The following is a 15,789-nucleotide window of genomic DNA, read 5'->3' as shown; positions in this document are numbered from 1 at the left end:
CCGTTATCACCCAAGCCGAGCCGCCCCCAATCACTCACGAGGAATGTCTCACCGCTCACTACACACCACTGGCGACTTCCGCCTCGGCAAAGGTGGCCATCTCATTGTGCAGAGCACAGGCCAGTCGCAGCAGCGGCACCGCCACGGCTGCGCCGCTGCCCTCCCCAAGGCGCATGCCCAGGTCCAAGAGCGGCTGTGCGCGCAACCCGTTCAGCATCAAGCGATGCCCGGGCTCGGCCGAGGCATGGGAGAACAGGAACCATTGTTCGGCACCCGGGCACAGACGCGCGGCGGTGAGCGCCGCGGCGCTGCTGATAAAACCATCGATCAGCGCCGGCAGTCCGATTTGGGCGCAGGCAACATAGGCTCCGGCCAGGGCCGCGATCTCGAAACCACCCAGACAGCGCAGGACCTCGAGTGGCGAGGCCGAGGCCTCCTTGTGCGTCTTCAGTGCGGCGGCGATGACCGCGGTCTTGCGGGCAACGCCGGTCAGGTCCAGGCCGGTGCCCGGGCCGGTCAGCACCTCGGGCGGCTGCTCAAGCAGCGCACAGGCAATGGCGGTGGCCGATGTGGTGTTGCCGATGCCCATTTCGCCACCGATGAACAGATCGCATTCCTGCAGACGGGAACGCTCGAGCGCATGGCGCCCGGCACCCAATGCGCAGGCCACCTGATGCTCGGTCATAGCCGGGCCGTCGAGGAAACTCGCCGTGCCAGGCCCGAGACGGTAGTCCTTGACGCCGGCGAGGGGGCCAGGGTCGACAACGGTGCCAAGGTTGACGACTTCGAATTCGGCGCCAAGCTGACGCGCCAACACGCTGATGGCAGCTCCGCCGGCGGCGAAGTTGCGCACCATGGCGGCCGTGACTTCCTGCGGAAAGGCGGAGATTCCGGTGCTCGCCTGGGGGCTGGCGATGCCGTGGTCACCGGCAAAAACGGTGATGTGAATGCGGTCGATTTGGGGGCGCTCGCGCGCCTGCAGCGCCGCGAGCTGGCAGGCCAGAGTTTCCAGTCGTCCCAGCGAGCCTCTTGGTTTGGTGAGCTGAGCCTGACGTGCTTCGGCGTTCTCGCGGTACTTGATGCTCGGCTGAGCGGCTTCGATGCCGAGCCATTCGATGGTGGGGGGCGTGTGATTGTTCAGAAAGCTGGGTCTCCATTGGCTGAATGGCGGTGATCGGGCCACGGCTGGTTTAGTGGCAGCGCTCTCGCCAAGGCAATCCGCCATTTTCGCGCAAAACGCGGGCAAACCCAATGGGGGCTGCAGGCAAAAAAACGCCCGGCGGGGCCGGGCGTTGGGTTGGATGCGGACTGAACCGGATTAGTCTTTGCCGACGGGGTTCTCCGCGACGGCGATCAGGACTGGATCGGTCAGATCCTTCGGCAGGTGGCTGAAGTTCTCAACCAGCTTCGGCCAGAGCAGGTTGTAGTAAAGCTCGCCGCGCACCAGGGCGACGGTCTTTGCCGGGATCTCATAGACCAGCGTGCGCTCCTCATGGGGCGCGAGGCGGGTGTCCTCGCCTGGCTTGGTTGCCGTCGGCGGCATCGCCGGCTTGCCTTCGTCATCGGTCATGGAGTAGGACAAGTAGGCTTGCGGATCATCCTTGGCGGGGTGCCCTTCGGCGTTTTCCCACACCACGGTGCCGCTTTCGTCATAAGCAGTGAGCTTGAGATAGACATTGCGGAAAGGCGCGCCAGTTGGCATGGAGTGCGGCAATTGATTCTTCATGTAGACGGTGGTCTTGAGATTGTCGCCATCGGCCTCGGTGTCGATGTCGAAAATGACCGCGCGCTCAAGCATGGCGGGATCATGACCGCCGCCCATCGTATGATTCGCCATGCCGTCGGCAATCGGCATGTGGCAGGCGATACAGTTGACTTGTGACTCACTCTGCTCGTATTCGTTGCCAGTCTGGCACAGAGGCACGCCATGGGGGTTGTTGCGCTGATCATGGCAGCCCATGCAGGCATCCGAGCTTTTCATCAGCTTGGGATTGGCTTCCATTGGCAAGGCGGGGATTTTTTCACCTTCGTACTCAACCGGCTCACCAAGATGCGGGTTGGGCTTTTGCGAGTCGGCACCGCCAACACCCGCGCCGCCGAAGAGATCATCCCCGGCGCTGGCAAGCTCCGAGAGCTTGTTGTTCATGCCCGATGGACCCTGGAGGGTGTCGGACACTTCATAAGACTTCAAGCCCAGCATTAATTTGCCATCCGGCCCATCAACGCCATTGAATTTGGCCAGCGTATGACAGGCGACGCAATTCACTCCTTCCTCATACGCGATGTTGGCATCGAGTTTGGTGGTCTTATCGATGGCGGCATTGGGTGCATGGCATTGCAGGCAGACTGGGAATTTGCCCGAGGCTTTAAGAACAACGCCTTCCTCGGTTGGATCACCAGCGACTTTTTTATAGAAGGTGGCATGAATAGGATCGCTCAATGCGGTGCTATTGGCATGCATTGAACCTTTCCATTGCTTGAAGATTTCCTGATGGCAGTTGGCGCATACCTCGGCAGACACATGGTGAATGTTGGTTTCGTCCGCGGCGGCATCTGCGGCCAAGGCTGTGCCGGTCAAGCCAATGCTGGCCAAGCCTGCCACAAAGCCTAGGGCAGCCGCGAACGGAGCAGCGCGAGCTCCGAAGCGATGAAGTCGATCTGGAATCATGGGACATCCTCCCGGTGGTATCTTTAGCCACTTTAGATTTGTAAAGGCTCTGCGGTGCGAGTCCGTTGAGCAAAGTCATGATGACATGGAAATGGTGCATGGAAACATGGCTCAGGTCAACAAACTCGATTGCCAGCTGCGGCCCTTCTTGGTGTAATCAGCCGGGTTGCAATGATGCCCGTGAATGAATAAGAGATACCAAGAATTCTAACATTAGAATATTCTAATTTTTAACCCGGTAGTTTTTTCTCTCGAGATCCTGAAGGTGTGCGCATGAAGCATCCAATGCTGTTTCTGGTCTTATTGGCGGCGGCGACTTTGGCGCAGGCCGCGAAAGTCACGCTGGACCCCAGCGAGTGGGGACACCCGGAGGGCGAGAATTGCGTCAGTTGTCACGCCAAGGCCTCGCCCGGCCTGACCGAACAGTGGCGCCACAGCGCCCACCAGCAGGCTGGCGTCAACTGCATGGATTGCCATCAGGCCGATCCAGCCGATGTCGATGCCATCACCCACGAGGGGCAGGTGATCGCGACCATCGTCTCGCCCAAGGACTGCGGGCGCTGCCACCAGACCGAACTTGAGGAGCAGACGGGCTCGGTGCATGCCGAGGCGCATCTCATCATCAGCGAGCGGGTGCCAGCCCTGGCGCACAACCTGACCGGTCCGGCCATGCAAGCGGCTGGCTGCGATCAATGCCACGGCTCGCGTGTCGAGGTGCGCGGCGACGGCAGTCTCGACCCGGCCACCTGGCCCAATTCCGGCATCGGCCGCATCAATCCGGATGGTTCCAAGGGCTCTTGTTCGTCCTGCCATGGCCGTCATGCCTTCTCAAAGGCGCAGGCGCGCGAGCCCGATGCCTGCGTGCGCTGCCACTCAGGCCCGGATTCCCCAGACAAAGAGGTCTTTGAGGCATCCAAGCATGGCATGATCTACAAGGCTCAGCGCGAGGCGATGAACCTGGGCGCCGACACCTGGATAGCGGGACAGCACTACACCGCCGCCCCCACCTGCGTCACCTGCCACATGGGCGCCGCGGGCAAGATTCCCTCCACCCACGACGTCGGCATGCGCAACGCCTGGAGCCTGAACACGCCGGTTTCCGTGCAGCAATATCTGGTGGTGTTTGAGGACGGCGATAAGCTTGAGCTGCCGGCCGATCAGGACCCGCCCAAGCGCGGTAGCGAACTCACCAAGGCCGACGGCAGCATCGGCATCGTCAAGGTCGTCGCCGGCCCCGACCGGCGCCGCCAGATCATGAGCATGGTTTGCCTGGAGTGCCACGCCAAGAACTTCACCACGAGCTTCATGGATCAGTTCGACGCTGTGGTGGAGCTCTACAACGGCAAGTTCGGTGAGCCTGCTTCGGCCATCATGCAGGTGCTCTACCAGAACGGGCTGCTGACCCCCTTGCCCTTCGACGAACCGTTGGAATTCACCTATTGGGAACTTTGGCACGACGAAGGTGCGCGTGCCCGCCACGGCGCGGCCATGGCCAGTCCCAACCATGCCTGGTGGGAAGGCATGTATCTGGTTGGGCGTAACTTCTACAGCCGCTTCCTGCCCCGGGCGCGCGCGGTGGCGGGGGATGCCGCGAGCGAGCTGATCGACCCGGTGCTGGCGCAGACGAATCAGCACGAATGGCTGGCAAGCCCGGATGCGGCGAACCCGATTCTTGGCTGGTCGCCGCCGGTTGAGTCCGATGGTGCGTCTGATGCCGGGTCTGGAGCAAATGAGGCTGCCGCCGGGGCTGAAGAAGCTGAAACTTCAAACGCCGACGCGGCCGACGCGGCCGATTCAGCTCAGGAGGAATCAAAGGCGGACGCAGCGAACAGCGACGGAGGCGCCGATGATTAAGCTGCGCGCCCCGCTTTTCATCACCCGCCATGTGCTCTTTGCGCTGGTCGCCGGCGGTTTGGGTGGCGTGGTGTTCATGTTCTTTCTGCTCGAATTCGACCACTTCACCAGCTCGAACGAGTTCTGCCTGTCGTGTCATTCCATGACCTACGCCGACGATTTTTACCAGCGCTCACCGCATTACAACTCGCCCTCGGGCGTGCGCGCGAGCTGTGGTGATTGTCATGTCTCGGAAGGCATCATCATGGCCACCTACGACCATGCCGTGGGCACCAAGGATCTGATCAAGCAGCTGTTCGGGCCAGATTACGACGATCCGGTGGTGAATACCCTGCATCTGCCCGAGGCTGCTTTCGCCGCGCGCGACTGGTTTCGCAAACGCGACTCAGCGACTTGCAAGCGCTGCCATGCCCAGGAGGCCATCATGGGCACTCGCGCCAACACGGCGGCCATTCACACGGAAGATGCGCAGGGCAAGACCTGCGTCGACTGTCACATCAATCTGGTGCATCGGCAGGTGCCGGAGCGTCAGACCTTCAAGCGTGATGCCTGGAATGCGATGGTCGAGGAGGAATTCGGGCTTGAGCCCGGTGCGGCCGCGGCCATAATGGCCGGGGAGTGATGGCGCGCGGCCTAGGGGCCGCGCTTGCTGATTCGCGTACTGGTTTTTAGGCAGTTGCCGGAGCCTGAAAATGCTCCGGGGATCGTCCCTGGAAGGGCTCCAGAATGGCTCCGGGAATGACCCCGGGAATTGCTCCAGCACTGGTCTCAGTGCTGGCACTCTTCCAGTCGCCGTGAAACGCCCGGAATCAGGGCAACGATGAAAATCGCCGCAAGCACCACGCTGGCGGTCAGTACCAGAATCAACGCCGCATAGCTTGCTGGCATGACCACCGGCGTGGTCATCGCAATGCCGCCGAACAGAAGTCCGGCAAGCATCAGCGCACCTGACAGGAGGACGGCTGCCCGCATACTGTTGCAATCAATCATGATCGCGCTCCAAAAAAGCTTTAGCCGTTAAGTTAGTCTATAAGTATATTCTAATACAGTGGAGCGCTTTTGCAAGCTGGATCTGCGAAGTTGCTCGCAGCATCAAGATCCAGCGCTGATCTCAGTCGCGACTCGCGTGGTAGCGCGCGATGCGCCAAAGATGCAAGGGGTGGACGCAAGGCTGCTGCTCGGGCGCTGCTGTTTGCATCTGGCCAGCAACCGCGCGCTGATCCGGGTTTTGGGTGACGTGCAGGGGCTGACCGGCGCAGTCGCTCAAGGTGGCGATGCCCTCGCCCGAGAAACCCTGGATGGTAACGGGATGGTTCTTGCGGCTGACCAGCCAGAAGCCATCACGTTTCACGACAGCCGGGTCCGGCAGGGGCGAGATGCGCCCGCGCGAGTATTCCGAGGGGCGGTTGAGGCCTGGCCACTGCGAGACCCGATGCCGCTCCTGGTAGAAGTTCAGCATGGCCGCGAGCTGATAGCGGTCGGCGAACACCGGGCCTGGCAGATCGGCGACACGCGCCGCCAACTCCGCATAGCCATGGGTCTCGCGCAAAATGCGGTTCTGCGCATCGCCGAGCGGCAGGGCGGCGGTCGCCGCATGCAGGGCATAGAGGCTGAGCAGCAGCAGGTTCCCTGCCGCCGCGGTCAGCATCGGGCCGGGCCTGGGGCGTAGCCAGATTGCGAGCAGCGCGGCAGTTGCCGGCAGATACATGACCGGCCAGTTTGGCTCCACGTCACTGAAGCTCGCGATGACAGCGAACAACAACAGCGGAAAGAGCGCCGCCGGGATCAGCAAGCCGCGCGCTTGCCGGGATAATGACTGCGGCGGGTCGTGATCGGATGCTGACGGCGTGCGGACCCGACGCGCCGCCGCGGCGGCCAGCGGTAGCAGCAGAAACCCGAAGAACGCAAGTTGGGTGCCCAAGTAGCTCGCGACTCCCAGTGCGCCGGCCGCCGGGTCGACCGGTACATGCGCCGCCGTGCTGGCCGGCGTTGCCGACGTCCCGGCGGTCCCGCCGGATCGCCCAAGCGGGTCTATCTGTGAATCTCCCAACGAACCTCCGATCAGCGCCTTTCCCAAGACCGCATTGCTTGCCAGCTGCAAAGGGCCGGTGTCGGTTGAAAATCCGTGCCCGAACTGAAAGCGCAGGCTGAGCCAGTCGTTGTGGGCGTTCCACAGCAGATTTGGGGAGAAGACCAGCAGTGCGATCAAGCCCCCCAGATAGGGCCAGCGGGTTCGCAGCGCGCGCGCGTCGCTGGCGAGTATTGCAATGAGAAAGACCGGGCCGATCACCAGCATGCCGTACTTGCCGAGCAGACCAAGGCCGACCGCTGCGCCAGCTGTCAGCCACCGCCAGCGCTGGCCGGAGAGCGCCGCCAGCCCCTCATGTAGTGCCAGCGCCCAAGCCAGCGCCAGTGCGCTGTCCGGGGTGCTTAGCACACCCACAGCAAACCCGGGCAGGGTGGCGGCTGTCAGCAATAGGGCCATGGTCAGCGGGCCGGGACTGGAAGGCCCGTCGCGCAAGCCGCAGCGCCAGAAAAAGCGCCACAGCACCAGCAGGGTCAAGGTGGCGGCGAGCCAGCCCCCAAGACGCGCCGCCAGCGCCGAGCCCGGCGCCCACAGAGTGCCCAGCCCAAGCAGCGCGACGCCCGGTGGGTGGTCGAAATAGCCCCAAGCCAGCGCATGCGTCCAGTTGAGATAGTAGGCTTCATCCTGGGTGATCGGCATGGTCGCGGCAATCGCCAGACGCCACAGGGCGATCAGCGCGATCAATGCCAGCGGCCAGAGCCAAGTCTGCTGCCGCGTTTTCATGGGGGTACTTGCCATTAAGTCATAGCCATCACGAGTAAGTTTCCGGTTTTGGGCCGGCCCAATACGAGCCGAAGTCCCCTATGGTTTAGGTTTGCCGCGATCAGCTGAATGTGGCGAGAAAGGCCGCGACGAAGCGGTCATGATCGGAGTCAGCCAGCACGTTGATGCCGGCCGCGGCTTTGCGCCCGCCGCCGGTGGGGAACTGACGGCAGAGTGCATCGGCGCCATCGGGGTGCTCCAAGGGCGCGCGGACGCTAACCAGGTAACCGCCTTGATCGAGCGCGGTCAGCAGCGCATGGGCGCGGCCGGGCGCCTGTTGTGCAAGTGCATTGCCGAGCACGCCGCTGACCCGTCGCGTCCAAGCTTGCGCCGGCAGTTGCAGCACGCAGTGGGTCGCGGTTTCCAGCGTTGGTTTAAGTGCCCGCGCGCGCTCCATGTCCTCAGCATGGCCGGCGCGCAGTTGGGCAAAGGCAGCGTCGGCGGCGATGAACTCAAGCGGGTTGCGATAGGGATGCAGACGCTGAAAAAGCTGATCGGGCGGAAAATGCAGGTCAGCAACCTGGCTGCCATAGCCGTTGTAGTTGAGCAATATGCCAAGCTCGCGCAAGGCTTCGGTGTCCGCGCTAGACAGGCCCGCCTCGTCAGCCAGGCGCCGCGCATTGGCGTCGAAATTGTCGCCGAAGGTGCCGACCAGCGCCCAGGGCAGAAAGGCGCCATCGAGCGCCTGGTTCACCAGCAGGCTGGTGCCTTGATCGGGGCGCGGGTCGATGTGGGCCTCGAAGCACTCATGGGCGGGAATTTCGCCTGCGTAATGGTGGTCGAACCAGCGCACGCTCGCGCCGGCCTCGAGCGCTCGCGTCAGCGCTGCGCGGTTTTTGTCGAGTGAGATGTCGAGCACCGTCAGGCGGTCGCCTGCTGTCGGTGCGACCTTCTCAAGGAGCGCGATGTCTCGCTTCACGCCGGTGACCAAGGTGCTTTCGCGCGGCTCTGCCAGGCGTAACTGCTGTAGCGCGCAGAGGCCGTCCGCATCGCCGTTGAACAGGTCATAATCGCTCATAGTGGGCTTCTCCGGTGGCTGCGGTAGCGCAGCCGAGATAGAAATTGCGCGAATTGTCGCGAACATGGGCGCGACTGTCACGGTAATCGACGCGAGCGCAAGGGTAATGGCTTGGGATTTTGCGCACGACGGATGGATTTCCGGACCCTTTCCCGATTAGACTTGTGGGCCGATTATCGATCGTGCGGCCAACGCAAGCGGCAAACGCGCCTGCTCGCGCACCCTGCGCATGTCCGCCGATCAACCCTGTTTCTGTGATTTATCAGCTCAATCTAGTCGTTAACCAGGGCGTGAGCCCACCAGGAGTCCGCATGAGCGTCGAGCAAACCCTGTCCATCATTAAACCCAACGCGGTGGCCAAAAACGCCATCGGTGCCATTTGCGATCGGTTCGAGAAAGCTGGCCTGCGCATTGTTGCGGCGCGCATGCTGCACATGACGCGCGAGCAAGCGACGGCCTTTTACGCCGTGCATCAGGGCAAACCATTTTTCGACGAGCTCGTCGGCTTCATGACGTCCGGTCCGGTGCTGGCCATGGCGCTCGAGGGTGATGACGCCATTGCGCGTAACCGCGAAATCATGGGGGCCACCAACCCGGCGCAAGCCGCGCCCGGTACCATTCGCGCGGACTTTGCTGATTCCTTTACGGAAAATGCCGTGCATGGCTCGGACGCGCCCGATACCGCCGCGACCGAGATCAGCTTTTTCTTCCCCGAAGGGACTTGTGCGCGCACGCGCTAAGCCCAGACGCTAAACCCCATTTGCTAAACCCCAGTTCCTAAAGCCAGTTCCTAAAGCCAGTTCCTAAAGCAAGTATGCTGCAATCGGTCAATCCACTGGAGCTTGATCTGCAAGGCTGCGAGCGCCTTGCCGTCGCCCATGGCGGCAAGGCGTTTCATGGTCGCAATCTGTTCAAGTGGTTGCACAAGCATGGCGTGCTGGACTTCGCGGCGATGACCGACCTACCGGCCGCCATGCGCCAATCTCTTGCGCAGCAGTGCCGCTGCGAGCTGCCGCGTATCGCACTCGAGCAACCCGCGCCGGATGGCACGGTGAAATGGATGCTCGAGCTTGCCGACGGGCAGCGGGTGGAGACGGTGTTTATTCCTGAGGGCAAGCGCCGCACCCTGTGCGTGTCGTCGCAAGTTGGCTGCGCGCTCGACTGCCGCTTCTGCGCCACCGCGCGTCAGGGGTTCAACCGCAATCTCACCCCTGGGGAGATCATCGGACAGGTCTGGACCGCAACCCGACGCATTGGTGTCGCGCCGAGCAATGTCGTGCTGATGGGCATGGGGGAGCCGCTGGCCAATTTCGATGCCGTGGTGCATGCGATGGAAGTCATGTGCCACGATCTGGCCTATATGCTCGCCAAGACTCGGGTGACGCTTTCAACCTCCGGCCTGGTGCCGAATATTCACCGATTAAAAGAGGTCGCCGATGTTTCGCTGGCGGTCTCCCTGCATGCCCCGGACAACGCGCTGCGCGACCAACTCGTGCCGATCAACAAAAAATATCCGCTCGAGGAGCTCATTCCCGCCTGCAAGGCCTACGCTGGCAACGATAAGCGCCGACGCATCACCTGGGAATATGTCATGCTCGATGGTGTCAACGATAGCCTGGCTCACGCCAAGGCGCTGATTCGCCTGCTTGAAGGGGTACCATCCAAGGTGAACCTGATTCCGTTTAATCCCTTTGCTGGCAGTGGCTTTGAGACGAGCCCGCCCGAACGCATTGATGCCTTTCGCATGCGCCTGATCGGTGCCGGGCTGGTGACCACCACCCGCAAGACGCGGGGTGAGGGCATCGCCGCCGCCTGCGGTCAGCTTGTGGGGCGGGTGGAAAACCGCCGCCGCGCGGTGCGCTGGGACGCTGTGGATGTGGCGAGACCTGCTGCATGAGTCATCACACGCCGGTTTATCCTGCAGCGGCAGCAAACGCTGTCCTGCGCGGCACGATGCTCGCGGGAGCCTTGCTCGGCGCGGGGCTCGGCGCGGGTTGCACCACCTTGCTGCCGGTCGGCGACAACGACGGCATTGACGACAGCGATCTGCAGGTCGAGCTTGGTACTGTGGCGGAAAGTCCGGCCGATCTCTACGTCAACATGGCCTCGGCCTATCTGCAAAGAGGGCAGATCGACGCCGCGCTGACGCGCGCGAAGCAGGCGGTGCGCGAGGATCGCGGCAGTGCGCGCGCCCATTACATGCTGGCCATCGTCTACCAGCGTATCGGCGAACGCGAAGAGGCCGAAACGCAGTTTCAAAAGGCGGTGCAGATCGACTCGAAAAACCCCGACTACCGCAATGCCTGGGGTGTTGTGCTGTGTGAGCAGCAGCGCTACAAAGAAGCGGACAAGCAATTCCAGCAGGCGCTTGACACACCACTGTACTCGAATCCGGAAGTCGCCTTGACCAATGCCGCCGATTGCGCAAAGCGGGCCGGCGACGCCACCGCTGCAGAGCGCTACTGGCGCCAGGCACTCGAGAAGAATTCGACTTTTGGCCCCGCCCTGCTCAGCATGGCTGGTCATGCCTTCGCTGCCGGAAACGCGGAGCAGGCAAGAATTTACATGGCGCGTTATTCTGCCGTTGCCGGGAATACGGTCCGACCGCAGGCGCTGCTTCTCGCGGTGCGCATTGAGAGAGAATTGGGTAATACTGCCACGGCCAAACAGCTTGAAACCTCTTTGCGCCAGCGCTTCCCTGACGCACCTGAGATCATGGAGCTCTGACCCTAAACTATGCCATCGCGAAACCGCTTGCGGTCTGAATTGATACAGGGCATCGAAGAACCGACGCCCGCGCTTCACACCGACACAACCGACCCGCTGCACGACAGCCCCGGGCGCCAGCTCAGGGTTGCCAGAGAGACCGCCCAGGTCAGCCTCAAGGATGTGGCGCACGAGCTGCACCTGTCGACTGCGACCATCGAGGCGCTCGAGGATGACCACTATGACGGCTTGCCGAGCGAGGTCTTCGTGGTCGGCTATCTGCGTGCTTATGCGCGCCTGCTGGGGCTCGACCCGGCGCCGCTGCTCGATCAGTACCGACGCCTGCAGCCGGCCGGCAGCCGTCCAGTCCTGCCGCTTGAACGAAAACGGGAAGCCGAGAGCCGGTCCTTCGTGCTGCCGCTGATCATTGTCCTTCTGGTGCTGGTGCTTGGAGGCGGTATATGGTTTGCGTGGACGCAACTTGGCGGCAGTGCGTTCTTCGGCAATCTTTTCGTCCAGTCGGAAAGCGAGGAGACTCAGGCGATGCCCCTGGGCGGGAGAGTGCCCCAGCCCGTGCTGCCGCGCCCGCCGGCGGATAGCGATGAGGCAGGGACCACCGCGGGCACGAATGAAGCGGCCGATGGCGATCCTGCGGCGGCCCAAGATGCTGCCGAAGTATCCGAGGCAGAAGGGGATGCGGCGGCCAGTGGAGCAGAATCCGGAGCGGGGCAGAACAGTGCTCCGGCTGATGGTAATCCGCAATCCGCTGCGCCCTCCGATCAGGATGCCGGGACGGCACCCGGCGATCAAGGCAGCGAGAACGCCAGCACCATCGCCGGTGCCGGAGAAGAGGATAACCCTGCGGAGAATGATAGCGCCGACGCGACCAACCGCCCCGGCGAGGCCGCGCCATCTGGCACGGCGGAAGTCGTCATGACCTTCAACGGGCCTTGTTGGGTTGACGTGCGCGATGCCACCGGCGAGTTCAAGCTGTTCGGCGAAATGAATAAGGGCGATCGCGAAGTGCTTGGCGGGCGCGCGCCCTATTCAATCATCCTCGGAAACGCCACGGCGGTAGCTGTCACCATCGACGGGAAGCCTTTCGACGTGCAGACTGTCGCACGCGGCAATGTCGCGCGCTTCGACCTCGACCCGGCCGCGCTCTGAGCGCCCAAGGGCGATTCCTCTACGCCGGTTTCTCCCCGCCCGATTACCACAATCCAGACATGGCTGATCAGAACTCCCAGCAGATTCGCGCCGTGCGCGGCATGCACGACATCCTTCCCGCCGACAGCGCCCGCTGGCAGTGGCTGGAAGGGCGCGCGCGTGCGCTGCTCGCCGGCTACGGCTATCGCGAGATCCGCATGCCGCTGGTCGAGCCGAGCGGGCTTTTTCGACGTTCCATCGGCGAGGTCACCGACATCGTCGAAAAGGAAATGTACAGCTTCGAGGACCGCGGCGGTGATTACCTCAGTCTGCGCCCGGAGGGCACCGCGAGTTGCGTCCGTGCAGCCATTGAGCACGGGCTGCTCAGTCAGCCGCAGCGGCTGTGGTATGCCGGCCCGATGTTCCGGCGCGAACGCCCGCAGCGCGGCCGCTATCGGCAATTTCACCAGATCGGTGTCGAGGTGTTCGGGCTCGCCGGCCCTGATATCGATCTCGAGCAGATCCTGCTGACGCGGCGTCTGTGGGACGCGCTCGGTCTTAATGATTTGCATCTGGAACTGAACAGCCTCGGCGACCCGGCTGATCGCGTGCGCTACCGCGAGGATTTGGTGGCCTATCTTCAGAGCCATCGCGACGCACTTGATGAAGACAGCCAGCGCCGCCTCGGCACCAACCCGCTGCGGGTGCTCGATAGCAAGAACCCAAAGCTGCAAGCGCTGATTGAGGGCGCGCCCAGTTTGCTCGATTATCTCGGCAGCGAGTCGCGCGCGCATTTTAATGCGCTCTGCCGCGGGCTTGAGCGCGCCGGGCTTGAGGTGCGGATCAACCCGCGCCTGGTGCGTGGGTTGGATTATTATAATCGCACCGTCTTCGAGTGGATCACCGACGCGCTCGGCGCTCAGGGAACCGTTTGTGCCGGCGGTCGCTACGACGGCCTGGTCGAGCAACTCGGTGGTCGTGCGACGCCAGCCATCGGTTTTGCGATGGGCCTGGAACGGCTGCTGGAGCTCAGCGCGCCAACCGCTGAGGACCTTGATGACGCACCCGACCTTTACCTGGTCGCCGTTGGCGAGCAAGCCGAGGCCGAGGCGGTATTGGTGGCCGAGCAGGTGCGTGAGCGGTTGCCCGGCTGGCGCCTGCTGTGCCATTGCGGCGGTGGCAGCTTCAAAAGCCAGTTCAAGAAGGCAGATCGCAGCGGTGCGCGCTTTGCGCTGGTGCTTGGCGACGACGAGCTGGCTGAGGGGCAGATTGGTGTCAAGGCGCTGCGCGGTGATGCGCAACAGCAGCGCATCGCGCTCGATCATCTCGCCGACTATCTGGCTGAAGCGGGCTGCCAGTCGCAGTAGCCTCCAATAACGGCTCTGGCCCTGGACGCCAGCTATCCGCTTTATCATTCATCGTTAAAAAGAATACGGAATATCCATGGTCGATCTTCAAACCGACGAAGAAAAAGCCGAAGCCATCAAAAAGTGGTGGAAAGAAAACGGCGTCGCTGTGGTCACCGGCGTAGCCATCGGCCTGGCCGCCATCTTCGGCTGGCGCGGCTGGACCGGTTATCAAGAGCAGCGCGGCCAGCAGGCATCGCTTGCGTTTGAGGAACTGCTGATGACCACCGATCAGGTGGCCAGCATGCCGCCGCCGGCCCAGCCCCCGGCCCCGCCCACGGCCCAGCCCCCAGCCCAGCCGCAGTCCGACCAGGCTGGCCCCGCCTCCGATGCCAATACCGGCGATGCGCCGAATCCCCTGCTCACGGTCGCCATGGAGCAGCAGTCGCGCCTGAACGAAGAATTCGGTTCCACCGTCTATGCCTATTTCGGCCAGCTCGCGCTGGCTAAGGCGGAGAACGATCAAGGCCGACTCGAACCTGCGGCGCAGGCGCTGCGCGCTGCTATTGGCAAGGCGCCGACACCGCTGCTTGAGAGCCTGGCCGGCTTGCGCCTGGCGCGGGTGCTTTTCGCGGCGGGAGATTACGCGGGGGCAAGCGCCGTGATTGATCAGTACGACACCCTTGATAGCAGCTTCGCCGCTGACTTCGCGGCGCTGCGCGGTGATATCGCCCTGACCGAGAATCGGGTCGAGGATGCGCGCGCGGCCTATGAGCAAGCGCTGGACGGGGATGCTGCGACGGCCGGACTGGTGCGCTTGAAGTTACAGGATTTGCCCGCTCCGAGCGATTCCTGAACGCGCAGGAGGCAGAGATGACAGCAACGAGCGATAGAGAATTGTTTCCAAACAGAGTTTCTGCAAGTCGCCTGGTGCTTGGCGGTGCCGCGCTGCTGGTGCTGGTTGTCGGGTTGAACGGTTGCGCCATGGTGCCCTGGCTCGGTGGCGAGAAGGACCCGCGCCCGCCGACACCGCTGGAGAAGAAATTTTCGCAGCAGCTCGCGCCGAACATCCTGTGGAAAACACGCATCGGCAAGGGCACCAGTGGCCGTGCCTTGAATCTCGCACCGCTGCCACGCGATGGCCGACTCTATGTCGCCGATGCCCGCGGGCAGGTTGCGGCCCTGTCGCAAAGTGATGGTCGGGCGATCTGGGAGCGGGATACCGATTTGCGCCTGAGCAGCGGGCCCGAAGTGGTCGGTGACCTGATGGTGCTCGGCACCAGCGATGCCGAGCTGATCGCGCTTTCCTCGCGCGATGGCAGTCAGCGCTGGCGCACGCAGTTGGGCAGCGAAATTCTATCGACTCCGCGCATTGCCGGTGATCGCGTCATCGTGCACACGATCGATGATAGCGTCTACGCGCTCTCGACCAACGACGGCAAACAGCTGTGGCGCTACAGTTATCCGGCGCCGGTGTTGACCCTGCATGGCAGCAGCTCGCCGATCATCGTTAACGACAACGCCATCGTGGGCATCGCGGGCGGCCGCCTGGTGAGCCTGGAGCTTGAGCGCGGAGCCCCGAACTGGGAGCTCACCGTCACGCCACCGAGCGGGCGCAGCGAGCTCGAGCGCATTGCCGATCTCGATGTCGACCCGGTGGTGGTGGGGGACATTGCCTATGTCGCGACCTACAACGGCGATCTGGCGGCAGTGGACATCGTGACCGGTTCCGTGCTGTGGCGGCGCGAACTTTCGGCCTACGCCGGTCTGGTGGCGGACAGGGACGCGCTTTTCGTGACGGACTCCGAAGATGTCGTTTGGGGCGCCACGACGGCTGACGGCAGCGGATTATGGAAGCAGGACGGACTCAAGTACCGACGCCTGACCGCACCGGCGTTGGTGAACAACCACCTGGTTGTCGCCGACATGGACGGCTGGCTGCACTGGATTGACCGCAACAACGGGCGCCTGTTGGCGCGCGAGCGCGTGGCCAAGGACCGCATTGTGCATCGCCCGGTAGTGGCTGACGGGCGGGTGTTCGTCTATGCCAACGATGGCACTGTTGCGGCTCTGACCGCGGGCGGCTCGGCCAGACGGACGTCCGCTACCGGGGCCCAATCTGCCCCTCGTTCTGGTTCGCAACCCTTAATCAATCCCGGCCCGGCGCCCAGCGCCGCTGCTGGCGATCTCTGAGCGCATTGCC

14 protein-coding genes are annotated in these 15,789 nt (G+C 63.1%); 9 read left to right on the top strand and 5 right to left on the bottom strand.

Going from position 1 to position 15,789, the window contains the following annotated elements:
- Positions 1–58: 58 nt before the first annotated feature.
- Positions 59–1,117: a nicotinate-nucleotide--dimethylbenzimidazole phosphoribosyltransferase gene (gene cobT / locus Thiosp_RS20825; RefSeq protein ID WP_407702801.1), complete on the bottom strand. Its 1,059-nt coding sequence runs from the start codon at positions 1,115–1,117 to the stop codon at positions 59–61.
- 201 nt (positions 1,118–1,318) lie between these two features.
- Entirely contained in the window at positions 1,319–2,668 is a 1,350-nt protein-coding gene (locus tag Thiosp_RS20820; RefSeq protein WP_201063736.1) for a cytochrome c family protein, read from the bottom strand.
- Positions 2,669–2,941: 273 nt separating this feature from the next.
- Between Thiosp_RS20820 and Thiosp_RS20815 the strand changes: the two genes are divergently transcribed.
- Both Thiosp_RS20815 and Thiosp_RS20810 read left to right on the top strand, forming a co-directional pair.
- Positions 2,942–4,522: a multiheme c-type cytochrome gene (locus Thiosp_RS20815; protein WP_201063738.1), complete on the top strand. Its 1,581-nt coding sequence runs from the start codon at positions 2,942–2,944 to the stop codon at positions 4,520–4,522.
- Positions 4,515–5,144, top strand: coding sequence for a cytochrome c3 family protein (locus tag Thiosp_RS20810; protein ID WP_201063747.1), 630 nt, complete (start codon positions 4,515–4,517; stop codon positions 5,142–5,144). The genes Thiosp_RS20815 and Thiosp_RS20810 overlap by 8 nt, the downstream gene beginning before the upstream one ends.
- Positions 5,145–5,290: 146 nt before the next feature.
- On the opposite strand, the gene Thiosp_RS20805 is transcribed toward Thiosp_RS20810, so the two are convergent.
- The 3 genes from Thiosp_RS20805 to Thiosp_RS20795 all read right to left on the bottom strand — a co-directional run bounded on the left by Thiosp_RS20805 (position 5,291) and on the right by Thiosp_RS20795 (position 8,388).
- A complete protein-coding gene (locus tag Thiosp_RS20805; protein WP_242518265.1) occupies positions 5,291–5,512 on the bottom strand; it encodes a hypothetical protein in 222 nt (73 codons plus the stop codon).
- Positions 5,513–5,633: 121 nt separating this feature from the next.
- Entirely contained in the window at positions 5,634–7,331 is a 1,698-nt protein-coding gene (locus Thiosp_RS20800; protein WP_242518270.1) for a glycosyltransferase family 39 protein, read from the bottom strand.
- Between the two features lie 100 nt (positions 7,332–7,431).
- Positions 7,432–8,388 (bottom strand): acetyltransferase, encoded by a 957-nt coding sequence (locus Thiosp_RS20795; RefSeq protein WP_201063751.1) that lies wholly within the window; start codon positions 8,386–8,388, stop codon positions 7,432–7,434.
- Positions 8,389–8,699: 311 nt separating this feature from the next.
- Here Thiosp_RS20795 and ndk point away from each other — a divergent pair, with 311 nt between their 5' ends.
- The 7 genes from ndk to bamB all read left to right on the top strand — a co-directional run bounded on the left by ndk (position 8,700) and on the right by bamB (position 15,779).
- Positions 8,700–9,128 (top strand): nucleoside-diphosphate kinase, encoded by a 429-nt coding sequence (gene ndk, locus Thiosp_RS20790; RefSeq protein WP_201063753.1) that lies wholly within the window; start codon positions 8,700–8,702, stop codon positions 9,126–9,128.
- A gap of 74 nt (positions 9,129–9,202) precedes the next feature.
- Positions 9,203–10,285, top strand: a complete 1,083-nt coding sequence (rlmN, locus tag Thiosp_RS20785) for a 23S rRNA (adenine(2503)-C(2))-methyltransferase RlmN (protein ID WP_201063762.1) — start codon at positions 9,203–9,205, stop codon at positions 10,283–10,285.
- Positions 10,282–11,115 carry a type IV pilus biogenesis/stability protein PilW gene (gene pilW, locus Thiosp_RS20780; RefSeq protein ID WP_201063772.1) on the top strand — a complete coding sequence of 278 codons (834 nt, stop codon included), beginning with the start codon at positions 10,282–10,284 and terminating at the stop codon, positions 11,113–11,115. Before rlmN ends, pilW begins: the two co-directional genes overlap by 4 nt.
- A 9-nt stretch (positions 11,116–11,124) precedes the next feature.
- Complete coding sequence (locus Thiosp_RS20775) at positions 11,125–12,261, top strand: RodZ domain-containing protein (RefSeq protein ID WP_207187990.1); 1,137 nt, start codon at positions 11,125–11,127, stop codon at positions 12,259–12,261.
- A gap of 59 nt (positions 12,262–12,320) precedes the next feature.
- A complete protein-coding gene (hisS, locus tag Thiosp_RS20770; protein ID WP_201063776.1) occupies positions 12,321–13,607 on the top strand; it encodes a histidine--tRNA ligase in 1,287 nt (428 codons plus the stop codon).
- Between the two features lie 76 nt (positions 13,608–13,683).
- The gene (locus Thiosp_RS20765) at positions 13,684–14,442 is read left to right on the top strand and encodes a YfgM family protein (protein ID WP_323696689.1); all 759 of its coding nucleotides are present in this window, start codon (positions 13,684–13,686) and stop codon (positions 14,440–14,442) included.
- Between the two features lie 17 nt (positions 14,443–14,459).
- Positions 14,460–15,779: an outer membrane protein assembly factor BamB gene (gene bamB, locus Thiosp_RS20760; protein WP_201066386.1), complete on the top strand. Its 1,320-nt coding sequence runs from the start codon at positions 14,460–14,462 to the stop codon at positions 15,777–15,779.
- The last annotated feature ends 10 nt before the right edge of the window (positions 15,780–15,789 follow it).

Source organism: Thiorhodovibrio litoralis (assembly GCF_033954455.1).
Classification (GTDB): Bacteria; Pseudomonadota; Gammaproteobacteria; order Chromatiales; family Chromatiaceae; genus Thiorhodovibrio; species Thiorhodovibrio litoralis.
Note: the sequence above shows the minus strand (reverse complement) of the source record. Positions and strands in the feature narration are given on the sequence as shown.